Source organism: Nocardia nova (genome assembly GCF_002933465.1).
Classification (GTDB): domain Bacteria; phylum Actinomycetota; class Actinomycetes; order Mycobacteriales; family Mycobacteriaceae; genus Nocardia; species Nocardia nova_B.
The window spans coordinates 138,326-163,078 of the sequence record NZ_PSZE01000012.1 but is presented as its reverse complement, the minus strand read 5'-3'; the positions used below and the strand labels follow the sequence as shown (position 1 = coordinate 163,078).

Annotated in this window: 13 protein-coding genes and 1 pseudogene; 11 read left to right on the top strand and 3 right to left on the bottom strand. The window is 68.3% G+C overall.

Going from position 1 to position 24,753, the window contains the following annotated elements; genetic code table 11:
- Positions 1–11 precede the first annotated feature (11 nt).
- Complete coding sequence (locus C5E41_RS17035; RefSeq protein ID WP_104376804.1) at positions 12–6,455, bottom strand: type I polyketide synthase; 6,444 nt, start codon at positions 6,453–6,455, stop codon at positions 12–14.
- A gap of 542 nt (positions 6,456–6,997) precedes the next feature.
- Between C5E41_RS17035 and C5E41_RS17030 the strand changes: the two genes are divergently transcribed.
- The 4 genes from C5E41_RS17030 (at position 6,998) to C5E41_RS17015 (ending at position 12,083) form a co-directional block, all read left to right on the top strand.
- Entirely contained in the window at positions 6,998–9,229 is a 2,232-nt protein-coding gene (locus C5E41_RS17030) for an MMPL family transporter (protein WP_104376803.1), read from the top strand.
- A 254-nt stretch (positions 9,230–9,483) separates the two neighbouring features.
- Positions 9,484–10,152 carry an HAD family hydrolase gene (locus C5E41_RS17025; protein WP_104376802.1) on the top strand — a complete coding sequence of 223 codons (669 nt, stop codon included), beginning with the start codon at positions 9,484–9,486 and terminating at the stop codon, positions 10,150–10,152.
- A gap of 173 nt (positions 10,153–10,325) precedes the next feature.
- Entirely contained in the window at positions 10,326–11,273 is a 948-nt protein-coding gene (locus tag C5E41_RS17020; protein WP_104376801.1) for a helix-turn-helix transcriptional regulator, read from the top strand.
- Between the two features lie 183 nt (positions 11,274–11,456).
- Positions 11,457–12,083 (top strand): PAS and ANTAR domain-containing protein, encoded by a 627-nt coding sequence (locus tag C5E41_RS17015; protein ID WP_439956441.1) that lies wholly within the window; start codon positions 11,457–11,459, stop codon positions 12,081–12,083.
- A 300-nt stretch (positions 12,084–12,383) separates the two neighbouring features.
- On the opposite strand, the gene C5E41_RS17010 is transcribed toward C5E41_RS17015, so the two are convergent.
- Positions 12,384–14,696, bottom strand: a complete 2,313-nt coding sequence (locus C5E41_RS17010) for an MFS transporter (protein WP_104376799.1) — start codon at positions 14,694–14,696, stop codon at positions 12,384–12,386.
- A gap of 208 nt (positions 14,697–14,904) precedes the next feature.
- Here C5E41_RS17010 and C5E41_RS17005 point away from each other — a divergent pair, with 208 nt between their 5' ends.
- The 5 genes from C5E41_RS17005 to C5E41_RS16985 all read left to right on the top strand — a co-directional run bounded on the left by C5E41_RS17005 (position 14,905) and on the right by C5E41_RS16985 (position 20,221).
- Entirely contained in the window at positions 14,905–15,804 is a 900-nt protein-coding gene (locus C5E41_RS17005) for a phosphotransferase (protein WP_181063281.1), read from the top strand.
- Positions 15,805–16,037: 233 nt separating this feature from the next.
- Positions 16,038–16,856 (top strand): acyl-CoA thioesterase domain-containing protein, encoded by an 819-nt coding sequence (locus C5E41_RS17000; protein WP_104376797.1) that lies wholly within the window; start codon positions 16,038–16,040, stop codon positions 16,854–16,856.
- 88 nt (positions 16,857–16,944) lie between these two features.
- A complete protein-coding gene (locus tag C5E41_RS16995; protein WP_146097584.1) occupies positions 16,945–19,227 on the top strand; it encodes a glycoside hydrolase family 65 protein in 2,283 nt (760 codons plus the stop codon).
- Between the two features lie 59 nt (positions 19,228–19,286).
- Entirely contained in the window at positions 19,287–19,520 is a 234-nt protein-coding gene (locus C5E41_RS16990) for a hypothetical protein (protein ID WP_146097583.1), read from the top strand.
- The gene (locus C5E41_RS16985; protein ID WP_104376794.1) at positions 19,517–20,221 is read left to right on the top strand and encodes an MBL fold metallo-hydrolase; all 705 of its coding nucleotides are present in this window, start codon (positions 19,517–19,519) and stop codon (positions 20,219–20,221) included. The genes C5E41_RS16990 and C5E41_RS16985 overlap by 4 nt, the downstream gene beginning before the upstream one ends.
- 15 nt (positions 20,222–20,236) lie before the next feature.
- On the opposite strand, the gene C5E41_RS16980 is transcribed toward C5E41_RS16985, so the two are convergent.
- Positions 20,237–21,199: an acyl-ACP desaturase gene (locus C5E41_RS16980; protein WP_104376793.1), complete on the bottom strand. Its 963-nt coding sequence runs from the start codon at positions 21,197–21,199 to the stop codon at positions 20,237–20,239.
- Between the two features lie 286 nt (positions 21,200–21,485).
- Between C5E41_RS16980 and C5E41_RS35140 the strand changes: the two are divergent.
- Positions 21,486–23,204 (top strand): annotated as a pseudogene (locus C5E41_RS35140) (MFS transporter); the annotation flags it as partial.
- 144 nt (positions 23,205–23,348) lie between these two features.
- Positions 23,349–24,182 carry a carboxypeptidase-like regulatory domain-containing protein gene (locus C5E41_RS35135; RefSeq protein ID WP_258081034.1) on the top strand — a complete coding sequence of 278 codons (834 nt, stop codon included), beginning with the start codon at positions 23,349–23,351 and terminating at the stop codon, positions 24,180–24,182.
- Positions 24,183–24,753: the final 571 nt, after the last annotated feature.

The window sequence follows — 24,753 nt, the reverse complement described above, 5'->3', positions numbered from 1 at the left end:
ATGGCGGGCCATCAGCTGACTCCCGCCATCTCCGCGACCGCACCGGCCGGCGCGTCGTGGCCGTTCGACTCGGCCGCGGGCTGTGATCCGCTCGGGACGGCCCCGTCCACCGCCGCGGCCACGGCCGCCGGATCCAATTGAGCCCCACCGGGTTCGTGCGCCAGGATCAGCTCGGCGACCTTCGGTCCGGCCTGCTCCAGGCTGAACGAGCGTCCCATCTGCAACGACATCAGGTCGATGCCGAGCGTCTTGGTCACGCGCGCGCCGAGTTCGACCGCCATCAGCGAATCCAGGCCCAGCTCCGGCACCGGAATCGTCATATCGATGGTGTCGACATCCACACCCATGACGACGGCCAGTTCACCGGCCATCAGCCGGGCGATGTGCGGGCCGCGCTTGGACTCCTCCATCGCGGCCAGTTCCTCACGCAACCGGGCCAACTCGGAGGTGTCCTTCGCCGAGGCCCGGGCCAGTGCGGCGGTGCGGCCGGTGCGAGCCAGCTGGGGGAAGGTACCGGTGAGCTTGGCCCAATCGGTCGGGATGACGGCCACGCGCGAGGCTCCCAGGCGCAGGCACTGTTCCAGATAAGCGGTGGCGTCGCCCATCTCGATGGGACCGAATCCGACCAGGTCCAGATATTTCTCGGAGGTCTCGTTCGCCGCCATGCCGCCGGCACCGGACAGGTGACCCCAGCCGACGCACAACGCCCGCTCCCCCGCCTGCGACCAGCGCAGCGCCAGCGATTCGACCGCGACATTGGCCGCGCAGTAGCTGTATTGGCCGTAGATGCCGTACATCGACCCGCCCGACGAGCACAACACGAACATGTCGAGGTCGATGCCCGCATCGGCGACGGCCCGGTGCACGATCTGCGCGCCCAGCACCTTCGGCAGATAGACCCGTTCGAGCTGGGCGCGTTCCATCTTGGCGAGATTGTTGTCCGCGACCGCACCCGCGGCGTGGAACACCGCGCGCAGCGGATGGCCGGCACTGTGGATGCGCGCTATCGCACCGGCCACCGCCTCGGCGTCGGTCACGTCGAGCAGTTCCTCGACGATCTCGATCCCGATCGCGCGCCACGCCTCGAGCTCACGGCGCGCCGCCTCGGTGGTCGCGCCGCGCCGCCCGGCCAGCACCAGCCGCCGCGCACCACGCAAGGTCAGCCAGCGGCCGATCGCCAGACCGAAACCACCGAAACCACCGGTGATCAAATACGTTGCGCTGTCGCTGATCTCGACATCCGACAGGTACGGGCGCACCGGCGGTTCCGCCGCGTCCATGCGCAGCGCGATCCGGGCCGGCCGCGACGAGCGCAGTGTCTCCTCGAACGCCTTGCTCACCTCGGCGGTGTCGAACATGTGGTAAGGCAGCGGGCGGTAGGTGCCTTCGGTGACCTTCTCGAACACCCGTTGCAGCAGGGCCACGAGCCGTTGCGGCTTCACCTTGACGAGGCGGTCCAGGTCCATCGAGAAGTACGACAGGTTCTTGTCGAAATTGGCCAGCTCCAGTAGCCCGCCGGTATAGATGTCGGCCTTGCCGACCTCCACGATGCGACCGAATTCGGCTGCGGCGTTGAAGTTCTGGCGCAGGATCTCACCGGGCGCGCTGCTGATGATCACATCGGCGCCCGCGCCGCCCGTGATCGCGGCGACCTCGTCGACGAAGTTCAGCGACCGCGAATTCACGGCGTAGTCCGCACCCATCGCCAGCACGTGCGCGCGCCGTTCCGGGGTGCTCGCGGTGCCGATGATGGTGGCGCCCCGGGCCTTGGCGACCTGGATCGCGGCGGTGCCGACACCACCGGCCGCACCGTGCACCAGCACCGTCTCCCCCGGTTCCAGCCGGGCCAGATCCAGCAGCGCGTACTCGGCGGTGCCGAACGCGATGATGCTGGTGCAGTGACCCGGATCGGTGCCCTCGGGCAGGACGACCGCGAGCTGCCGGTCCACGACCGCGAAGCGGCGCATCATGCCCTTGGCGGCCACACCGACCAGATCACCCGGCGCGACATCCTCGACGCCCCGCCCGACCCGCACCACGGTGCCGACACCCTCCATACCGGGCACGGTGCCGAAATACGTCGGTGCCAGCTCACGTTCGCCGAGCAGCCCGATGACCTTCAGCGGATCCTTGTAGTTCAATCCGATGACCTGCATCCGGATCTCGATCTCGCCGGGGCCCGGTTCCACGCGCGGGCATTCCCGCCACGCGAGTGCCGACAGCAGCCGGGTGCGCGGCATGTCGAGTTCGAAGTTGGCCTCCGGATCCGTCAGTGGCGCCGAAGTTTCCAGGGCTTCCAGCCGTTCGGGCAGCGGTTTGGTGATCACCGTCGCCCAGCGTTTACCGGCGCGCAACAGCACCTCGTCGCTGTTGTCGAGGGAGAAGGCGCCGGGCACCGCCAGCTCCGCCACGAGATCGGCGACCGGTGTGGCGGAGTCGGTGTCGACGAGCCGCCACCGCAGTGCGGTCTGCTCGTTGAGCAGGACGCGCCGCGCGCCGGCCAGCGCGGCCTGCCCGGTGTCGGGAACGGCGGAACTGCCGGGCAGGGCGAACGCGGATTCGGTGACCAGGGTGCAATGCACGAGGCCATCACCGAAAATCGTTTGCGGAGCGCCGTTCTCGCTCCGCGGTTCCACGAAGTCGGCGACAGCCACCGCGATGCGCTTGAGCGTCCACAACTCCGCCACGTCATCGGCAACGGCACCGGCGACCACGCAGATGTGCAACCGCCGAGTCGGCTCGCCGCGAGCGGCGCGCAACTGCGCGACGAGCTCGGATTCCAGCTCCGGCCCGGTCGAATCCACCACGTACAGGCGGGAATCCGGAAGCACGGCCATCAACTGGTCGGCCCGTGCGGTCTCGCCGAGGCGGACCACCACGGTACTCACCGAACCGGCCTCGGCCAGTGCGGCCGGGTCGATCGGATCCCGTTCCTCGAAGGTCTCGGCGTAGTAGAAGTCGGCCATCCGGTGCAGCGGATCGTCGCCGGGCCGCAGCGCGCCGATCTGCAGGCCGGACAGCCGGACGACCAATTTGTGGTCGGCGTCGAGCAGATCCACATCGGCACGCAGCCGCGCGTTCGGATCGCGCCGGGCCACCACCGTCACCGTCTCGGGCAGCGCCGCGAGCAAGCGCACCGCTGCGACGCCGACCGGAACCATCACGCCCTCGTCGATGCGTTCGTCGGCGAACAGCATGGCCGCGCACTGCATGGCGGCGTCCACCACCGCCGGATGCGCCAGATGACCGGAGTCCGTGGCGATGGCGCCGTCGACGGTCGCCACCACCACATCGCGGCCGACCCGCACCGAGGTGACCCGCCGGAACGACGGGCCGTACTGCAGGCCGGCCGCGGCCAGGCCCGTGTAGAACATTGCCGGGTCGACGTCGATGCCGACCTCGATCTCCGGAACGTCGACAGTGGTCTGCTCGTGGCCGCCGGTGAGGGTGCGTCCGGAGGCGTGCACCGTCCACGCGGTACCGGTCGCACTGCGCGACCGGATCAGGAACCGGCCACTGGCCTCCTCGATACTCAGCGCGACCAGCGGTACGTCCGGAGCACCCATGATCAGCGGTGCGACGAACCGAACCCCTTCCAGGGCAACCTGTTCCGAGCCGATCCGCGACGTGGTGGCGCTCAGCGCCGCGTCCAGATAGGCGGCCCCGGGCATGATCTTGATGCCGTTGACCACGTGATCCGACAGCCACGGCAGCAATTCGGTGCCGACCTGCAGCAGCCATTCCGGCCGGCCTTCGACATCGGGATCGCCGAGCATGGCGTAGGAGCCGGGGGTGCCGAGCCGGGCCTGTTCGAACAGCGGCAGCGCCGAGTGCAAGCGGGTGCGCTGCCACGGGTAACGGGGCAGCGGCAGATGCGGGGTGGCCGGGCGATCGGGCGGGAACAGCAGATCGCGGTCGAGGACACCGGCGGCGTGCAGACCGATCAGGGTGCGGCGCAGGCTGTCGGAATCCGCTTGTTCGCGGTCCAGCGTCGGCACCGTCGTACCCTGCACATCGGCGCCGAGCAGAGCTTCGCGAATATTGCCCGAGAGCACCGGATGCGGGCCGACCTCGACGAAGATCCGATGACCCGCGCCGATCAAGGCGCCGACGGCATCGAAGAATCGGACCGGCCGGCGCACGTTCGACCACCAGTAGGACGCGTCCCAGTCGGCCTCGGCGACGCGCACACCCGTCACCGTCGAGTACAGCGGCACGGTCGGGGTACGGGGCTCCAGATCGGCCAGTACCGATCGCAATTCGGCCTCGATCGGCTCCATCAGGCGGCTGTGATACGGCACCTCCACCCGCAGGCGGCGGGCGAAAACGCCGTCCTCGGTGAGCTTTTCGGCCAGCAAGTTCAAGCGTTGGGCATCGCCGGACAGGGTGACGGCACTGGGACTGTTCACCGCCGCGATATCGATCCCCGGATCGTCGCCGATCAGATCGAGGGCCTTGTCCTTCGGCAGTCCTACCGCGAGCATACCGCCGGTGCCGGCGGTGGTCGCCTGCAGCCGGGCGCGATGGTAGGCCACCCGCACGGCATCGCGCAGCGACAACATGCCGCTCACATACGCCGCCGACACCTCGCCGACGCTGTGCCCCACGATGGCGGCCGGAGTGATGCCGTACTGCTCCAGCTCGCGCACCAGGCCGACCTGGACGAGGAAGTTGGCCGGTTGCGCGACTTCGGTACGGGTGGCCCGGGATTCGTCCTCCGGCTTGCGCAGTTCGTCGATGATCGACCAGCCCGCCAGGGCCCGGAACTCGGCGTCGATCTCGGCCGCGGTGTCGGCGAACACACCACCGGCCGCGAGCAGTTCCCGTCCCATCCGCCAGTGCTGCGGGCCCATCCCGGAGAAGACGAAGACCGGTTCGGGTGCGCGCGACACGATGGTGCGTGAGGCGTCGCGCCCCTCCCCCGCCGCGTAGCCGCGCAGCTCCCGCACCAGATCCTCGGTGGAGTCACCGACCGGTACGCCGGTGCGGAACGCGTGGTGCGCCATCCGCGTCCACGCCGCCTCGGCGAGGTGATCGGGGTCGGCTCCCGCGGTGATCAGGTCGGCGAATCGCCCGGCCAGCGCGCGGGCCGCGGCGGTGCTGCGGGCCGAGATGGGCAGAATGCCGAGGTGGCGGTGCGTCCCGGCGGGCGCCGGTACGGCGCCGGCATACTCCTGCAGGATCGCGTGCGCATTGGTTCCGCCGTAACCGAAACCGTTGACCGCCACCGACATCGGGCCGGCGTCGGCCGGCAGCGGTTGCGCCTCGGTCTGCACGTGCAGGCCCAGTTCCTCGAAGGGGATATCCGGGTTCTGCCTGTCCAGCCAGCCCTGCGGGGGCAGCGTGCGATGTTTGATGGCCAGCGCCGCCTTGATCACGCTGGCGACTCCGGCGGCGGCCTCGGTGTGGCCGATCGTCGCCTTCACCGACCCGACGCCGACCGACTCGGTGCGTCCGGCGGGGGCGCCGAAAACCTTTCCCAGCGCCCGCAATTCGACCGGGTCGCCGACGAGGGTTCCGGTGCCGTGCGCCTCGAGGTAGGTGATCGACTGCGGCGCCAGACCCGAGCGTTCGCAGACGGTGCGGGCCAGCGCCTCCTGGGAATCGACATTCGGCACCGTGATGGCGGTGGTGCGGCCGTCCTGATTGGAGCCGGTGGCCTTGACCACCGCGTAGATGCGGTCGCCGTCGCGCACGGCGTCGTCGAGCTTCTTCAGCACCACCATGCCGGCGCCCTCGCCGCGGCCGTACCCGTCGGCGGAGGCGTCGAAGGATTTGCAGCGGCCGTCGGCGGCGAGGAAGCCGCCCTTGCACATCAGCACGAAGGTTTCCGGCTGCAGCATCACGTTCACACCGCCCGCCAGGGCCACCCGGCAGTCGTCGTTGTCCAAGGCCTGGCAGGCCAGATGGAAGGCCACCAGCGACGACGAGCAGGCGGTGTCGACGGTGAGCGCGGGCCCGACCAGATTGAGCGCGTAGGCGATTCGATTCGACAGCATCGTGTAGGACGCGCTCGCCGGGGTGTGCATATCGGTGTGGAACAGGGCCGGCCCGACCACGCCGATCACGGACTGATCGACCACGAATCCACCGACGTACACCCCGACCGAGGAACCGGCCGCGCGGCCCGCCATCCCGGCGTCGTCGAGCGCCTCCCACGTGACCTCGAGCATCAGGCGTTGCTGCGGGTCCAGCACCGTCGCCTCGCGCGGGGAGATCCCGAAGAAGTCGGGATCGAACTGCCACGGATCGACGGTCATGAAGGCACCGCGCTTGGTGTAGCTGCGGCCCGGGGTGCGGGGTTCGGGATCGTAGTACCTGCGGTAGTCCCATCGATCCGCCGGCATCTCGACCACGCCGTCGCGCTTGTCGACCACGAAGTCCCAGAATGTCTCGGGCGAGTCGATTCCGCCCGCGAATCGACAGCCGATACCCACAATTGCAATATCCGACACGAATATCCTCCGGTCTCGCGTTCAGAGGCCACCGGCTGATCTCGGCGACTCACTCGTCTCTCTGCGGTCCTGGGCATTGACCGATGGCGCCCACGCTATTGACCGTGCTCGAGGAAGGAAGAGATTCATTGCACCTTTGGACCCTCCAACCAACGACGCGCGGCGGAGTTGTGAACCCGCCCAGAAGCTGCGCCGAAATGTTCGGCGCCGACCACCCTTCTCCTGAACCAGCAGGGACGCAACAGTATTCGGTACATCGGCGGCGGGCCTGCCCGGCGTAACAGCGGCTTTGCTCACCGCTCACAAGACTGACGCACCGCGATTATGATCCGTCGGTACATTGCTGTACATCGACAGAATTCGCGCGTAGCCCGTCCTATCTTTCCTCGAACGCTCATTTTCTCGAGAGAGCTGTCGGCCGTCCCCACGACAACGCGGCGGTTAATGTCCGGAAATTCCGCCGAAATCCCAGTTCCGGTCTCGGGACGAGCGTCGCGAAACCACAGCCGAACCGATCCGCGCAAACAGTTGGGAGCCGGCACTTGTCCGCCGAATCGAATCACTGGGCCGATGTCGTGCTGGGCCGGCGGTTCACGGTGATCGGTGTGCTGGTGACGGGCCTGCTCGCCCTCGGCTGGTACGGGCTCGGCCTCGGTGCGCATCTCAGCTCCAGCGGCTGGGACGATCCGTCCTCGGAATCGGTGCGGGCCGCGCACGTGCACGAGGAGATCTTCGGGCGCGACCACAGCGCCGACGTGGTTCTGCTGTATCACGCACCGCCCGGCACGACGATCGACGATCCGGCCTTCGCCGCGCCGATCGTGGCGAGTCTGAACAGTCTGCCCGATCGGTACCCGCGGCAGATCGACCGCGTGAACGGCGCGTACTGGCCCACCAGAACGGGTGTGGCGCTACCGGACGTGTTCGGCTCCGCGGACCGTGCGCACGCCTTCGCCTCGATCGCCATCCACGGCGACAACCCCACCGAGCAGATGCGCAACTTCCGAGCTGTCGCGCACGCCTTCGATGTTCCGGGAGTGAATATGGAGGTCGCCGGCGGGCAGGCGGTCGCCGGCGCACTGAACGACACCATGACCCACGATCAGCAGCGCATGGAACTGTTCGCGATTCCCGCGGTGGCGGTGCTGCTGTTCTTCCTCTTCGGCGGTGTGGTGGCGGCGGCGCTGCCGTTGATCGTCGGCGGGCTCACCGTCCTCGGCGCCTGGGGTCTCATCCGGTTGCTGACCACCGTCACCGAGGTGAATTCCTTTGTCTCACCGGTGGTTTCGATGGTCGGGCTGGGCCTGGCCATCGACTACGGATTGTTCGTGCTGAGCCGGTTCCGCGACGAACTCGCCGACGGCCGCGAGGTCGACGACGCGGTGCGGCGTTCCGTGGCGACCGCGGGCCGCACCGTGACGTTCTCCGCGACCATCGTGGCCGTGGCCGCCGCCGGAATCCTGGTGTTCCCGCAAGGTTTTCTGCGCTCGTTCGCTTACGGCGCCATCATCACCATCTCGCTGGCCGCGTTCACCTCGGTCACACTGCTGCCCGCGATGTTGGCGGTGCTCGGCCACGGGGTGGACCGCTTCGGCGTCTCCTGGTTCCGCCGGACCACTCCGCCGGGCCGGATTCCGGACAATCTGTGGGGGCGGATCGCCGACCGTGTCATGAAAAGGCCACTGCTCGTGACGGTTTCGGTGGTCATCGGATTGCTGGTGCTGATCGCGCCGATCCGGGATCTGGCCTTCGGCGCGATCAACGAACGGTTCCTGCCACCGGATCATCCGACGCGGCTGGCCCAGCAACACTTCGACGAGATCTTCCCGCTGCGCCGCATCAATCCGATCGATCTGGTGCTGATCACCTACGACCCCGCCGCCGAGGACACCGTGCTGGCCGAGGCCGGCCACGCCCCGGGCCTCGCGACGCCGTTCCCCGCCTGGCTGCAGCGGCCCGCGCAGTCCAGCGTGTTCACCACCCAAACGGTGCTCGCGCCTACCGCCGACAAGGATGCGGCGATCGATTACCTGCGTTCGATGCCGCTGCCGAAGGGCACCACCCTGCTCGTCGGCGGGCAGCCCGCCATCGAGAAGGACAGTATCGACGCCCTCGTGCACCGGATACCGCTGGTGGTCGCCCTCGTATTCCTCGCCACCACCGCGCTCATGGCACGGAGTTTCCGGTCGCTGGTGCTGCCGTTGCAGGCCGCCGCGCTGAATCTGCTCGGGCTCGGCGCCACGGTCGGCATCCTCACCTGGATCTTCATCGACGGGCACGGCGCCGGGCCGCTCGGGTTCACCCCGCAACCGATCATGGCGCTGGTCCTGGTGGTGATCGTGTCGGTGATCTACGGGCTGTCCACCGACTACGAGATATTCCTGCTCTCGCGCATGGTCGAGGCCCGAGCCGCGGGCGCGTCCACCCGCACGGCGATCCGCGCCGGCGTCGCCCACACCGGACGCATCATCACCGCCGCCGCCCTGATCCTGCTGGTCGTTACCGGCGCCTTCGCGCTGTCGGATCTGGTGATGATGCAGTACATCGCCTTCGGCATGGTGGCCGCCCTGGTCATCGACGCGACGATCCTGCGCGTGCTGCTGGTTCCGGCGACGATGCGCCTGCTCGGCGACGCCTGCTGGTGGGCACCGCGCTGGTTGCGCCGCGAACCGGGGCGGACGGCCGTGGACCACGAAAACGAGTTCAGGACAGACGCTTTCGCGGATACCGACGGCGTGCCCTCGCTGCCCGCGCCGGTGGCCGGCAACCGGTGACGGCGCGAGCGGTCACCGCCGCGGCGGACCGTCGGCGACTGTCGGGTTGGCGTCCTCGCGCGGGGTGATCTCCGGCACCGTTCCGGGTGGCCCCGGTAGTGGCCATCCGGCGACTCCGGCGAGGATGTCCGACGCAACACCGGCATCCGCTCGTGCAGTGGCGTCTGCTCGTACAGTGGCGTCTGCTCTCGAATGGCTCGTCGCGCAGGCTTGTACCGGAAGCGCGCAGGCTTGTACCGGAAGAAGGAGATGCCGTGCCCGAACCCGCAGCCGTCCTCTTCGACATCGACGGCACGCTCGTCGATTCCAACTATCTGCATGCCGTGACCTGGCATCGAGCCTTCCGCGAGGTCGACGCGGACGTTCCGATCTGGCGGATCCACCGCAGTATCGGCATGGACGGCGACGAACTGCTGCGCACCCTCGCCCCCGATCTCGACAGCGAGGCCGCCGATACCGCGAGCGATCTACACAGTCGCTACTACCTCGACCGCGCCGACGAATTGCCCCTGCTGCCCGGCGCCCGCGAGATCCTGCGACATATGCACGACGCGGGCCTGCGCGTCGTCCTCGCCACCTCCGCACCACCCGACGAATTGGCTCGATTGCGTGACCTGCTCGACGCCGAGCCGTGGTTGTACGCGGTGACCGGCGCCGAAGACGTGGAGACGGCCAAACCCGACCCGACCATCGTCCAGGTGGCGCTGGACCGGGCCGGGGTCACGCCGCAGCGAGCGGTGTTCGTCGGCGATACGGTCTGGGACATGCGCGCCTGCACCAAGCTGGGGGTGGCGGCGATCGGCGTCCTGAGTGGCGGGATATCCCGTGGCGAATTGGCGGCCGACGGTGCGGCGTACGTCTGTGACGATGTCGCACATCTGCGCCGTGACCTGGACCGCAGCCCGCTCGCGTCACTTCTCTGATCATTTCCGGCGCGAATTCGTTACCACTTCGAGAATCATGTCACCCTCGGGTGACACGACGCGCTCCGTCGCAACACTATGGACAAGTAGGCTTCGAAGTCCGCACGGCGCGGCCTGGGCCAGGCGACCGTGCCCGGAGCAGTGGCAGTGGCACAGCGGAGGATCACCGACCGATGACAGTAGAGTTCGACAGCGACAGCTTGGCTGCCACCGAGCAGTTCCTGAATCGGAACTACACGACGATGGAGATCGGCAAAACCACCGAGGCGCCGGTCCGCAGCCGCATCGCGCGCGACATGCTGGGCGGGGTGAGTCTCGACCGGCTCGAACTCGGATTCGACATGAGCTACGACGCCGATCCCTTGAACAAGATCTGCCTGGTCGGTGTCGAATCCGGATCTGTCGAGGAGAACTACGTCGACGCCGATACCGATACCTTCGGGCCGGGCGAAATCGGAGTTCTGACCCCGCCCGATCTGCCGTATTCCGGCGTCATCCACCAGGCCCGCTACACGATCACGATGTTCGATCCCGCGCTGCTCAACCGCGTCGCCTCGGCGGATCGGCCCGAGGACGGAGAGGTAGCTCTCGCGGGCCATCGCACCGTGACCCCGGAGGCAGGTCATCGACTCACCGCGGTGATCTCCCATATGCACCAGCTCGCCGGGTCGTACGACGGCGACGTGCCGCCGCTGGTGGCGTCCACGGCGTCGCAATACCTGGCGGCGGCCGTGCTGGACGCGTTTCCGACCACCGCCGGCCTGGAGGCGAGCCCCCTCGATCGACGGGACGCGCATCCGCTGACCGTGCGCCGCGCGGTGGCCTACATGGAAGCCCGTATCCACGACGACATCGCGGTCACCGACATCGCCGCGGCTGCCTATGTGACCGTGCGGGCGCTGCAGATCGCCTTCCGCCGCCACCTCGACACGACGCCCACCGCGTATCTGAAGCGCATGCGGCTGCGCGGAGCCCACGAAGACCTGATCGCGGGCAGTGCCCACGACGGCGACAGCGTCGCCGCCATCGCCGCCACCTGGGGCTTCGGCCACCCCGGTCGTTTCGCCGCGCTCTACCGCCGTCACTACGGACGCTCGCCCGCCGCGGCGCTCGCCGGCTGAGCGCCGGACCGGGGCATATTCCGGTACGGGGCCGCCTCAGGACGGAAAACGAACGGTTCAGTCCACTGTGCGTTCGAACAACGGCAGTGGGCCCACCCCGCGAACATAATGATGCTTGTGCATAGAACCGACTCCATTCGCAACCATGCGACACCCGAGCCTCGCTCGGACACCGCCGGCACTATGCCGAGAGTGGGGTCGTTCCGGTTCTGGTTCGCCACCCGCCGCTGGGAGTGGTCCGAAGAGGTGTATCGCATGCACGGCTACACACCCGGCGGAGTAGTGCCGACCACGGAACTGCTGCTCGCGCACAAGCATCCCGACGATCGCGAGGAGGTCGCCAAGACGATCGCCCGCGCGATCGAACTGGGCGAATCGTTCTCCAGTCGGCATCGGTTCGTCGACACGGCGGGTGAGGTGCACAACGTGATGGTCGTCGCCGACCGGATCTACGACGACGCCGGGCAGGTCGCCGCCACCGCCGGCTTCTACATCGACCTCACCGACACCCTCGCCGAGAACGAACGCGAAACCCTGTCCGCGACGCTGCCCGACGTGATCGAGAACCGCGCGGTGATCGAACAGGCCAAGGGCGTGCTGATGCGCATGTACCGCATCAACGCCGAACAGGCCTTCAAGGTGCTGGCATGGCGATCGCAGGAGACCAACACCAAACTGCGCGACCTGGCCGCCCAGATCATCGAGGAACTTCCCCTCGTCGCGCCGCCCGCGCCGGAAACCATCACCGCCTTCGACCACCTGCTGCTCACCGCGCATACCCGCATCCGGGGCGCGGAGGTCGGCAGCTAGCGGCGAGTGACCAGCCGCACGAGCCCGCTCCTGCTGGTGGTCACCATGGTCGTCGCGCTGGTCGTCATCGTGGTGCTGTTCGTGGTGCTGGGCTGAACGGTGGGGATGTCGCTCCACTCCAGGCACTTAGGGCGGCCTCGCGCACGATCGGCGACAGGGCGCGCAGATCGGCGCCGGGCTCGGCGCGCTCGAGGCCGGCAGCCGGACGCTGCAGACCGGTGCGGATCAGCTCAATTCCGGCGCCGCCGACATCACCCGAGTGGTCGACGGCGCCGTCACACCCGCAGATCGAGGCTTGATTCAGCCGCAGCGCACGGGTGCCGATTCGTCGTAGCCGAGTTCCACATCGTGGGTGCTCCGGCCCGCGCCCACGGTGACGGTGCTGCTCACCGAGGGATATCCGCGCGCCACCACGGTGTAGTGACCGGCGGGCAGATCGGAGACCACATAGCGGCCGTTGTGGTCGGTGCGAGCGGTGGAGATCCGATCGCCGTCGGCGTCCAGGACGGTCACCTCGGCGTTGGCGACCGCCTTGCCGTGCGCCTGCACGGCGCCGGCCAGCGTCGCCATCGGTTCCAGGTCGACGTCGTGGTGCAGCAGTCCGCTCTCGGGGATGGTCAGGGTGACCGCGGTGGGTTGCATCCGCTCGGCGACCACGACCAGGGTGTGGGTACCCGACGCGACGCCGCCGCAACTGTAGCCGCCGTCGCCGCCGGTCACCGCTGCCCCGATCACCTCTCCGCACGGATCGGTGAGGGTAACCGTCGCTCCCGCAACAGGTTTCCCGTCGTCGGCGCGGCGGATGGTACCGGTGAGCTCACCGGAACTCGGCAGCGTCAGATCCACGGTCTGCGCTACCGCGCCGGCGACGACGGTGACGGCCACCGGGCGATGCGCGGCGGCGGAGGCGATCAGCACATAACTGCCGGGCCCTGGGGTGGGAAGGCGGTAGCTACCGTCGGCTCCAGCTGCGGCGCGCGAAACCTGGTGTCCGCGTGGGTCGATCAGCGTCAGCGCCGCATCCGGCACCGGCCGGCCGTTCTCCCGCCGGACGCTGCCACCGATGGCCCGGTCGTCGCCCGCCAAATCCACCGCCTGCGGCGCCGCCACACCCGCGATTCCAGCGGCCACCGCACTGCCATGCTGCGCGGCAACCGGTTGCGGCTGCGAGAGCTCCGCCGTCTCCACGATGCCGTCCGACTCCGCGGCGACGGCCTGCGGCGCATGCGCGCGCACCGACGGAACGATCACAGCCGCCAGTGCGGTGAGGACGGAAACACCGGCCAGGAACGCGAAGACCCGGGTGTACCCGGAATCCGCCGGCAGTCCGTGCGCGGTAGGGGCGCCCGAGGTCAGCAGCACAGCCGACACCGCGCTGCCGATCGCACCGCCGACGGTGCGGACGTTGGCGTTCATCCCGGTGGCCGCGCCCGTCTGGGCGGGCGGCACCGCGGCGACGATGATGGCCGGCATCGACGAGAAGGCCAGTCCGATACCGATACCCAGCAGCGAACCCGCCAGGTAGATCTCCCAGCTGTGGTCGTGCCCGACCGCGAGCAGCACGAACGCCGGAACGCTGATGACGCTGCCGATCAGCACGATCGCCTTGGGGCCGATGCGCGCCGCCAGCGGCCCAATCGACAGGCCGATCACGAACATCGCCACCGACATCGGCAGCATGTACAGCCCGGACTGGGTGATACTGGCGTTCAGGCCGTATCCCGCAACCGCTTTCGGGGTCTGCAGCAGCTGCGGCAGGAAGGTCATCAGGGCGTACATTCCGGCGCCGGTCAGCACGGCCACCAGGTTCGTGGTCCACACCGCCGGAATCCGCATGGTGCGCATATCGATCAGCGGAGTGGCCGATTTCAGCTCGACCACGATCCAGGCGGCGGCCGCCACCACGGCCAGCGCGAACAGGCCCAGTGTCAGCGCCGAACCCCAGCCCCAGGACGGCCCCTTGCTCACCGCGAGCAGCAACGCCACCAGCCAGGCCGACATCAGAATCGCCGCGCCCCAATTGATATTGCCCGGGCTGCGCACCGGCGATTCCGGCACGAACAGGATCGCGGCCACCGCGGCGAGCGCGGTGATGATCATCGGCACCCAGAACAGCCAGTGATAGTTCAGGTGTTCGACGATCGGGCCCGCCAGCACCAGCCCGAGCCCGGAGCCGACGGCGAGGAGCGAGGAGGCGATCCCCACCGCGCCGTGCAGCTTCTTCGCCGGGAACTCGTCGCGAATGATGCCGAAGGCCAACGGAATCACCCCACCGCCCAGGCCCTGGATCACCCGCGCCACGATCATCACCCCGACCGATTCGGTCAGCGCCGCGATCAGCGAACCGACCGTCAGCGCGACCAGGGTGACGACGAGCATGCGTTCCTTGCCGACCTTGTCGCCGATCCGCCCGAGAATCGGCGTCGCCACCGAGGCCGAGAGCAGATATCCGGTCATCAGCCAGGTCGCGGTGCTCTGCGTCGTGTGCAGCGCCGGAATCAGCAAGGCCAGTACCGGCACGACCATCGACTGCAGCAGTGCGTAGGCGGAGATGCCGAGCAGCAGCACCGCGAAGACGACGTTGTAGTGCGGGCGGGATTTGACGCGCGCCAAAAGTGGTTTCCTCCCCACGAGACGGAAGCGGAGTAAATCTCCGGTTAGAAACCCTAACAGGGATGTGAGGCAGTCTCCGACCGAGCGGACGTGATCTCGGCCTCAGCAATCGGTAACCGTGACGTTGCTCGAAAACACGTCGGACGGTTCGCCGATCGATCAGAATAAGGGCAAGGATGAGGGCCTCAACAGGGACTCGAGGATGCGTATGACCGCCCAACTATCCGGAAACGGGACACTGTCGGTTCTGCGCGCCGCGTGTTCGAGTGCCGGCATGGAGGCGGACGGCGCACAGAAGGTGCGGTTCGGCGCGGGCACCGGTTACCAGTTACCCAGTGGGGTCGTGGTGCGCATCAGCCATCCGGATCATCGGCCCGAGGCACGCCGGGAGATCCAGGCCGCCCGCTGGCTCACCACATCCGGAGTCGCCGCGCTGCGCACCCTGCCCGACGTGCGTCAACCGCTCGAAATACAAGGGCGGACGGTGACATTCTGGCAGGTTCCGCCGCTGTACCAGCACGGCGCGCTGGACCATATGGCCCAGGCACTGCTGCGATTGCACAGCCTGGCGCCGCCGACGACGTTCCCCCTCGGTCAACTGCAGCCGTTTCGCGGAATCGCCGAGCTGATCGACACCGCCGAGTTGACGACCGGCGACGACCGGCGCTGGCTGCGCGAACATCTCGCCGAATTGCGCGGGCGGTGGGCCGATCTGCCGAGTGGGATGCAGTGGTGCGTCATCCACGGCGAGGCCTGGGGCCGCGAGTTCGCCGCCACTGTCGACCACGACGTACTGATGCTGAACTTGGAGAACCTGTCGATCGGCCCGCCGGAATGGGATCTGATACCGACCGCGATCGCCTACGCCTCGCTGGGCTGGATCACCAGCGCGCAGTACGCCCGGTTCTGCGACACCTACCACCTGGACGTCCTGCGGTGGCCGGGCTTCTTCCTGCTGCGCGATATCGTCGAGTTGCGGATGACGATGGATGCCGTCCGTGCCGCCGTCGCCGACCCGATTCACCTCCACCAGGCACGGTGGCGGCTGGCCTGTATCCGCGGCGACGAAGGTCCGCGGCAATGGCCGGGCTGGGCGCCCCTGCACTGAAACCGCCTGGCCATCACGCGGTTTCCCCTTGCGCGACGAGCCGACGCACCGCGCCGACCTGGACGTGACATCGACCAGCGCGCAGACCCCGATGGCGCACCACCGTGACCTACTCCCTCACCATCGACCGCAACACGGGCCGGAAGATCACCGACGGCGGCGGGTTGCAGAACGCCCTGCCCACCAAGTGAGTCGGCCGACGACCGCCGGCGGCGATAGGCCACTATGGGCTGATGACCGATATGCCTGCCATGTTCACCGTCGACGACGCCGGCCGGTACCTGCCCCGGAAGTGGGCGTACGGCCGCTGGGGTGCGGATATGCTCAGCGGCCCCGCCGTCTGCGCGGCCGCCGCGCGCACCCTCGAACGGGAACACGGGCTGCCCGGTTTCGTGCCGGCTCGATTCACCATCGACCTGTTCAAGGCGGCGAAGGGCCAGCCCCTCGAGGTGCACACCGAGGTGATCCGCGCCGGGCGGCGGATCCACATCGCCTCGGCCACGCTCCGCCAGGGTGAGGTCGAGGTCGCGCAGGCGCGCCTCGTTCAGTTGCGCGCCACCGACGCCCCTCCGGGCGAGGAGTGGCATTCCGAGGATCCGTTCGACCCGCCCACCGACGCGGGGGTGGGTTGGTGGTACCGCAGCCACAACGACTGGTCGACGTCGATGGGCGACCACCAGAACTCCGGTCGCAAGAGCCTGTGGGCGGTGCCGCTGGGGGCGGTCGAGGGTGAGGAGCGCAGCGCGTTCGTGGAGGCCGTGGTCGCCGCCGAGTCCACCAGCCTGGTGACCAACTGGGGATCGCAGGGCATCGGATACATCAATGCCGACCTCACCGTGGCACTCGACCGCTTGCCCGTCGGCGACCGGATCGGGCTGCGGGCCGAGACCCACCTCAGCGGCAACGGTGTATCCGTCGGCACCGCAACACTTTTCGATTCCTGCGGGCCGATCGGCACCGGCATGGTGACCGCGGTCGGCAACGCGGCCGCCCAGATCGACTTCTCTGGAATCGACTTCTCTGGAAACGGGATCGACTTCGCCGAAAACTGAGGCGCCGGGCGATATTTCCGTCCCGATATCGGACCGCGCCGCGCGTGTCGGGTTGACCACGCGACGGCCGGTTCCGACGATCTTCGGGGTGAGCCCGATCCGAAGGACGCCCGCTGCGCGGCGTCGGCGCCTGTGGCCGGTTGTGATCGTCGCCCTCGGTGTGGTGGCCACACCGCCGCCGGCGGCGACCGCGACCCCGGCGGACGAGCTGTGGTCCTCGACGTCGGAATCGTTCGCACCCGGCGATTTCCACGCCGCGCCCTATCTGGGCAACGGCCGGATCGGGACGGTGCTGCCGCCCAGCGGCGGCGGCTACCACGACTACGGCGACGCGGTGCGGACCTCCTTCCCGCTGCAGCAATCCCGTTATACCGGAACGTATTTGGCGGGGTTCTACGCGCAGGCCGCGCCGTCACCGCAGTACACCCAGGTGATCGCCGCACTGCCCGCGTGGTCCGGGCTCACCGTCGAGATCGGCGGGCACCGATACGACGCGGACGTGGATCCGGCGACCGCGCACGACTATCGGCAGACACTGGACTACCGCACCGCGACGGTCACCACCCGGGTCGACTGGACGCCGGATCCGGAGCACCGGCTGCGGCTTCGCTACGACACCTTCGTCTCCCGCGACCGGCCGGATCTCGCGGTACAGAAACTGACCGTCACACCCGAGCGCCCGGGCGAGCTCGAGGTCGTCGACCGGATCGACGGCGCGGCGGCGCGGCGGGTCGTCCCGGTGACGACGACGGCCGATCCGAGCAGCGGACGCACGGTGTCGGGAGTCCGCGCCGAGGGAACGTCGGACACGGCATTCGTGGTGTCGTCCGTCGATTCCCCGCCGCGGGCCGCGGGCACCGCGCTGCCCGGCGCCGACGGTATCCGATACCTTCTGCCCGTCACCGGGAACGACAGCTACACCTTCACCGCCTACACCGGAATCTCCTCCACCGATTACGGAGCCGATCCCCTGGCCGCCGCCACCGCCGCGGCCGAGTCGGGCCGCGCCCAGGGATTCGAGGCCGCACATTCCGCCCACGCCGCGCAGTGGGATCGGTTGTGGCAGCCCACCATCGACGCTCCGGGGCGCACCGACTACACCCGATGGATCCGCGCCGCCCTGTATTCCGTTCTGGCCAGCGTCCGCGCCGGCGAGCGCTGGTCGGTGCAACCGGCGGGGCTGTCGTCCGACGACTACGGGGGCATGACGTTCTGGGATGCCGAGACCTGGATCTTCCCGACGCTGCTGGCGCTGTATCCGGACCTGGCTCGCACCGTGGTCGATTTCCGCGCCGCCGCACTACCCGCCGCCCGGGCCAACGCCCGCGGCTACGGACTGCCCGGTGCGCTGTATCCCTGGGACGACGGGCCCGCCCAGCGCTGCGCGTCCCCGATCGGCTGCGGCCTGACCGAAGAACATCTGCACAACGAGATCGCCCTGGCCCAATGGCAGTACTACCTGGCCACCGGCGATCGCGAATGGCTACGCACCCGCGGCGCGCCGGTCATCACCGCGATCGCCGACTACTTGACCGCGCGGATCGGGCCGAAATTGCCCGACGGCGCCTACCATTTCGCCCCGGCCGCCGGATCCGACGAGTACGTCACCTTCTCGGTCGACAACGCCCTCACCAACGGCGGTGTGCGCAACACGATGGACATCGCTGCCCGAGCCGCCGGACTCTCCGGTCTTCCCATCGACCCGCGCTGGGCCGATATCGCAGCGCATATGGCGATGCCGCCCGATATCGCGCCCGGGGTGCCCGCCGAATATCTCGGCTACACCGGCGCCCCGATCAAACAGGCCGACACGGTGTTGCTCAGCTACCCGTTCACCTATGCCGCGCCCGGCTATTCGCCGGCCGCGACCACGCGGTACTACTTCGACCGCACCGATCCGGACGGCCCGAATATGAGCAACAGCGTCGGCGCGATCCTCAGTGCCCGCTACGACCCCTGCCGCACCCAGTACTACCTGGACCGATCCGTGCAGCCCTACGCCCGCGAACCGTACGCATTCCAGGCCGAGGCGCGCGGGGACCGGTCGGGTGCCAACGCGCAGGGGCAGTCGGCGTGGATCTTCGTCACCGGTGCCGCGGGATTCCTGCAGGGACTGCTCTACGCTCCCCTCGGATTGCGCTGGACCGAGAGCGGCCCGTCCATCGATCCCATGCTGCCCAGCGGCTTTCCCGACGGCCTGACCATTCGCGGCCTGGCGATCGGCGCCAGCCGGACGACCGTTCACATCGCGCCCGCGAACACCACGCTGACCCTCACCTCGGGCGACCCGATCACCCTGCAGACGGCGGATGGCCCTGTCGAACTGGTTCCCGGACAACTTCTTTCGATCCCCACCCGCGCCGCGTGCTGAGGCGTACAGCGGATGTGCGCAAGCGCCACCGGCCGGTCCGTCGCGACGGATCGTCCGAGATGAGCGGTGCGTGGTTGCGCGATGCCGCAACCACAACCACCATCGCCGGTGTGCAGAACCACGTCGACCTCGGCAACCCGCGGTACCGGGCCACCGCCCTGCGCCGTACCGCGGCACCAGACACCACAGTCGTCCCGCGCATCCCGAGCGCGGCACGGACGCGGGAGAACACCACCGCCGGCCGGTCGCGGCCGGCCGGGAAACGGCACGAGCGCAGGAGGGTCGCCGCATGAGCGCCATCGAGCAGGTCGCCGATTCGGTGTACGTGGTGGCCGGAACGAACGTCAACTGGTCGCTGATCACCGGCGATTCCGGCGTGGTCCTCGTCGACGCCGGCTATCCGCGTGATACCGGCGCGGTACTCGATTCGCTCCGCCAGATCGGCCACGAACCGGCCGATCTCGCGGCGATTCTGCTCACCCACGCCCACCTCGACCACATCGGCGCCATCCCGACCCTGGTCGAACGCACGGGTGTGCCGGTCTACACGGGCGCGGACGAGGCCGCGCACGCCCGTCGCGAATATTTGCAGCAGATCACTCCCGTGGATATGGCCCGCCAGCTCCGCACTCCCGGTGGACCGCGGTGGGTGTTCCAGACGCTGCGCGCGCTGGGCGGCCACGTCCGCATGAGCGTCCCCACCGCCACCACCTACGACGAGAACACCCTGCGGCAGTTGCCCGGCGGCATCGTGGCCGTCCCGACGCCGGGGCACACCATCGGCCACACCGCCTATCTCATGCCCGACGAGGGCATCCTCTTCGGCGGCGACGCCCTGGTCACCGGCCATCCACTGCTTCCCGACACCGAACTCCAAGCACTACCCGAGGTCTTCAACCACGACGAGACACAGACCCACACCACCGCGGAATCCCTGCTCGCCCACCGGCCACGGCTGCTGATACCGGGACACGGAAAACCCATGGCTCGCTGATCTCACATCGCCCGGCTACACCCGCGCCGGATCCCGGGTCTCGGCCTTGGCAGCTTCCCGGGCCAGGATGTGCGCCCGCTGCTCCTCGAAGCGCACGACGTCGCGGCCGAGCTTGTCGAGATAGTCGGCGAGCTCCTGGCGGGCGCGCTCGCCCCGATCGGTGAAATCGGTGCGGCCGAAGACATTCCAGTACCGCAGCACCGGATTCAGCACCTCGTCGAGATGCTGGCGCAGATCGTAGATGCCGTGCTTGACCATCAGCACACCGTTGCGCCGCCAGTTCGGCATACCGGTGCCCGGCATGGCGAAATTCTTCGCGATCTTGGTGACCGATTCCATCGCCTGATCCGGCGCCAGGTCGAACGCCGCCGCCGCGAGCGATCGGTAGAAGATCATGTGCAGATTCTCGTCGGCCGCGATCCGAGCGAGCATGTGGTCGGCGATCGGGTCGTCGCACACCCGTCCGGTGGAGCGGTGGCTGATGCGAGTGGCCAACTCCTGGAACGTCACGTAGGCGACCTGGTCGAGCATGCCGTGAAAGTAGTCGGGTGCGTGCACCCCGCGCGTCATGTGCACCATCCGGTCCTGCTCCAGCGCCACCGGGTCGACCCCGCGGGTGACCACCAGATAATCGCGCATGGCGATGGCGTGGCGGTTCTCCTCGGCGGTCCAGCGCCCGACCCAGGTGCCCCAGGCGCCGTCGCGGGAGAAATGCTCGCTGATGGTCCGATGATAGGAGGGCAGATTGTCCTCGGTGAGCAGATTGGTGATCATGGCGATCTTCGCCACCTCCGACAGACGAGACTGTTCGGGATCCCAATCGACACCGCCGAGTGCGGCGAAATTGCGGCCATCGTCCCACGGCACGTAATCGTGCGGGTGCCATTCCTTGGCGGCGGCCAGATGCCGGTCCAGTTGGTCCGCGACAACCGGCTCGAGTTCGGTGAGCAACTGCAACTGCGTCCAATCCTTTGGCATGCAATTCCTTTCGAAAAGGTGACCATCGGGTTTACGACACACAAGGGCGATCCGAGAGCAATGTTGCGCGGCGATACGCTACCCGCCGGCCAGCGGTTGCCGGAAGTTTCCGCCGATGTGTCCCCCGTTCGAGAGCGCCGATCACGTCGCGCCTGATTACACGCCCGCCGAATCAAACCTAAGGTCCGGACAATTCGGACGTGACATACTCCCCTTCAATTAGTTAGCCATCGCAACTATATTATTTGGAGACCCATTCCGTTTTTCTGTCGATGAGGGAGAGAACTTGGCTTCCGCCCAACCCGCCGAGGACCTGGATGCCTCCGACATCCAGACCATCGGCCGCCGGCTCCGGGTAGATCACGACCACCCGCACTACAAGTGGGTGGCACTGTCGAACACGACCCTCGGCATGTTGATGGTCACGATCAACTCGTCGATCGTGATCATCTCCCTGCCGGCGATCTTCCGCGGGATCCACCTCAATCCGCTCGAACCCGCCAACGTGAGCTACCTGCTGTGGATGCTGATGGGCTTCATGCTCACGTCCGCGGTGCTGGTGGTGATGTTCGGCCGCCTCGGCGATATGTTCGGCCGAGTCCGCATCTACAACCTCGGCTTCGTCATATTCACCGTCTGCGCGATAGCGCTGTCGTTCGATCCGTTCGATCTCGGCGGCGGCGCGATATGGCTGATCGCCTGGCGCGTCGCGCAAGGTGTCGGCGGGGCGATGCTGATGGCCAATTCGACGGCCATCCTCACCGACGCCTTCCCGGCCAGGCAGCGCGGTATGGCTCTGGGCATCAACCAGGTCGCGGCGGTGGCCGGTTCGTTCCTGGGCCTGCTGATCGGCGGCCTGCTGGCCGAATGGGACTGGAAGGCCATCTTCTGGGTCAGCGTGCCGTTCGGCATCCTCGGCACCATCTGGTCCTACAAGTCGCTGCACGACAACGGCGCACGCACGCCCGGGTCGCTCGACATTCCCGGTACCGTCACCTTCGCCCTCGGCTTGACGGCTCTGCTGGCCGGCATCACCTACGGCATCCAGCCCTACGGCGACTCCAAGACCGGCTGGGGCAACCCGTGGGTGCTGACCGGAGTCATCGGCGGCATCGTGCTGCTCGTGGCGTTCTGCGTCATCGAGGCGAAGTCACGCCAGCCCATGTTCCACCTGAGCCTGTTCCGCAACCGGACCTTCGCGCTGGGCAGTTTCGCGAGCCTGATGGCCTCGATCAGCCGCGGTGGCCTGCAGTTCATGCTCATCATCTGGTTGCAGGGCATCTGGTTGCCGCTGCACGGCTTCGACTTCGAATCGACGCCGCTGTGGGCCGGCATCTACATGCTGCCGCTGACCATCGGCTTCCTGATCTCGGGACCGCTGTCCGGATATCTGAGCGACCGCTTCGGCGGGCGGTTGTTCGCCACCGGCGGGCTGTTGCTCGCCGCGATCACCTTCGTCCTGCTGATCGTGATCCCGGTGAACTTCAACTACTGGCTGTTCGCGCTGATCATCCTGCTCAACGGCCTCGGCATGGGCATTTTCACCTCGCCGAACACCGCCGAGGTCATGTCCGCGGTCCCCGCCTCGCAGCGCGGTGTCGCCTCCGGTATGCGCGCGACGCTGATGAACGGCGGTATGGCACTGTCGATCGGCATCTTCTTCTCGCTGATGATCGTCGGCCTGTCCGGCACCCTGCCCGGCGCGATGAATTCCGGGCTGAAGGACCAGGGCGTCCCCGCCGACGTCGCGGGACAGATCGCGGATATGCCGCCGGTCGGCAGCCTGTTCGCGACCTTCCTCGGCTACAACCCGTTCAAGGAATTGCTCGGCCCGAGCGGCACCCTGGACAAGCCGGGTGTGCACTCCGATGTGCTGACCGGCCAGGAGTTCTTCCCGCACCTGATCTCCGATCCGTTCCACTCGGGCCTGGTGGTGGTGTTCCTCGCCGCCGCGGTGATGATGCTGCTCGGTTCGATCGCGTCCTGGTTCGCCCGCGGCGACTACGTCGAGCACGAGGCGCACGAACTGGCCGAAGCGGCCGGCACCGGTCTGGTCACCGGCGTGGACGCCGAGGCCGAAACCGGCCGGCCTGCCACCAACGGGCATGCCGCGTCCGCCGGTCGCCACGCGCTCGCAGCCACCGCGGTGATGCCCGCGGCGGCCCCGCCCGCCCGGTCGGAGCGTTCGATCACCGGCTACGTGCTGCGGACCGACGGCCGTCCGCTCGACGGTGTGGCGCTGACGCTGATCGATCAGCAGGGACATCAAGTTTCGCGCGCCACCGGTGATCCGCAGGGCGGGTACGTAATCGATCCGCCGGCTCCCGGCAGCTACGTGCTGATCGTGTCGGCTCGCGGACAGCAGCCGACCGCGGTCACCGTCTCGGTCGACGGCCGGCCGCACCGCCTCGACGTCACATTGCACGGTTCGGGCGAGTTGTCCGGCTTCGTCCGCGCGGCGGGCCGCGCGGTTCCCGACGCCACCGTCACCCTCACCGATCTGCGCGGCCAGGTCGTCGGCGCCGCGGTCACCGATGCCGACGGCGGATACCTGTGCTCGGGTGTCGTCGGCGGTACCTATACCCTCGTCGCGGTGGCCGCGCATCTGCGCCCGGCCGCCATGACCCTGACCGTGCCCGACAGCGGCGTCCTGCACCACGATGTGGAACTGACCCCGCTGGCCGTGCTCACCGGCGCGGTCCGGGCCGGCGACCGGGCGGTCCCCGACGCCCTGGTCACGGTGCTCGACGAGACCGGCGCGGTACTCGGCACGGCCCGCACCGACGATGACGGCCACTACGCCGTGACCGACCTGACCGAGGGCACCCACACCGTGGTGGTTCGCGGCTATCCGCCGCGCGAGGGCCGGGTCGAGGTCGCCGGCGGCGCGGTCGAACACGACGTGCGGCTCGGCTACGACCTGCCCTCCGGCGGCGTGGCCGCCGAAACGGATCCCTCGGAACCGGCGTACGACCACGACTGACCGAGACCGGCCGATATCGTCGGCCCTCGGGTGGCTCCGGCACAGTGCGGTGCCGGGGTCACGCGCGTTTCGGCGCGAGAAGGCGGCGCGGAATTACACTGCTCGCCGTCTCGCCACGAAAAGGTTTGCGGAACAACCTGGTTCTCCGATCATCCCGGGCTGGACGCGACAGCGGCGCGGCACCGTCGAACCAGGCGGCACCGTCGAACCAGGCGGCACCGTCGAACCAGGCGGCACCGTCGATCCAGGCGGCACCGTCGATCCAGGCGACGACGTCCGCCGCGGGCCGACACTTCCCATCCGCGCGGCCTGCGGGGCAGAGGGCATACGGCGGCGATGAAAGTGCCCTGAACGCCTGTCCCCGTTGACCTCCGACGCAGGACGCCGGGCGCTGAAAATGGCCGCTACCTGTGCAGAACGATTTCGGCCTCAGCAAACTCGACCGGACAGGCGGGTGCCGGTCCCCCGGCCGCTGGTTGTCACGGCACGAAAAACGCCGTTAAGCTTGAATTTGCCAGAAAGATGCTGAGAGTGAAGCTCACTGGCCACCGAGTTCGCCCGCGTGTAGTCG